1 protein-coding gene is annotated in these 1,001 nt (G+C 41.0%); it reads right to left on the bottom strand.

What is annotated here, in order from left to right; translation table 11 throughout:
• Positions 1 to 205: 205 nt before the first annotated feature.
• On the bottom strand, positions 206 to 358 hold the full coding sequence (locus ACWYU8_RS21995; RefSeq protein WP_457521848.1) for a transposase: 153 nt from the start codon (positions 356 to 358) through the stop codon (positions 206 to 208).
• Between the last annotated feature and the right edge of the window lie 643 nt (positions 359 to 1,001).

The following is a 1,001-nucleotide window of genomic DNA, read 5'->3' as shown; positions in this document are numbered from 1 at the left end:
AAGCGGTGAAAATCATGGTTCATAGAAGCTCCTTTTCTATGAACTATTAGATCATAAAATTAATGTAATTGGTATAACCCAGTTGAACGAAACCCGAGCCACTCCGTCATACCAATCTGAACAATCAATGGGTCTGGTCTATCTATCTTCGTGAACACATCTTGGTATCCTTGGCGGAGCATTCCCCAAAGCTATTCCAATCCCGTCACACTTTGGAGGCAATATCTTCGTGATCCGCAAAAGACTGATTGGCGAGATAGTGTTGTCTTAACCAACTCCATACTTGTTTGATAAGGTTTGCTCCTGGAGAATAGGTAGGTAGTTTGATGACACTGACAATCTCTAAAGTTATTTGCATGGACTCCTGTGCATCATCATGACCACACAAATCCTATTTCACTTTAAATCATACTTCTGAGAGGCTTTTAATGCCCGTTAGAGTCATACGCCCACGTGTATTAGTGCTCGAATACATTCAATACCGTTTAAATTGATCTGTTGTTATATTTTTGAAGCGACGAATTAATTAGTTAGATATTTGTATCTGAATTCATAGCACCATGAACAGCGCTCTGTCGTGCTTCTTAAGAGGCGATAATGAACATAGATGCTGGATTGGGCAGCTTAACCTTACAAAGGCATGTAGGATGCTTTTAGGGCTTAAGCTACGGTTCTGTAAGAGTGAGTGGGTGAGTTGCATGTGACCGATCAGACTGAATTTGCTCTGTATGAAGTCTGTAATGACACTTAATGCCAATTTGTTCTTCAATGAATAATCTAAAAGTCAGGCAGTAAAGAATTGTTTTTACGAAAGATATGGGAACAAGGCCAGCCTTAACGGAAGTGGAGGTGGTATGGAAAAGGTAAGAATGGCAATTGAGATCTTTAAATGCAAAAAAAGCCACATCATGTGATGCAGCTTTTTAAAAGTGGCTCCTCCTGCTGGGCTCGAACCAGCGACCTGCGGATTAACAGTCCGTCGCTCTACCAACTGAGCTAAG

Source organism: Vibrio limimangrovi, assembly GCF_054064025.1.
This window is presented reverse-complemented; position numbering and strand designations above follow the sequence as displayed.

Excerpts from the sequence above, each read along its gene's own strand:
- ACWYU8_RS21995 (WP_457521848.1), bottom strand. The coding sequence starts at position 358 with ATGCAAATAACTTTAGAGATTGTCAGTGTCATCAAACTACCTACCTAT.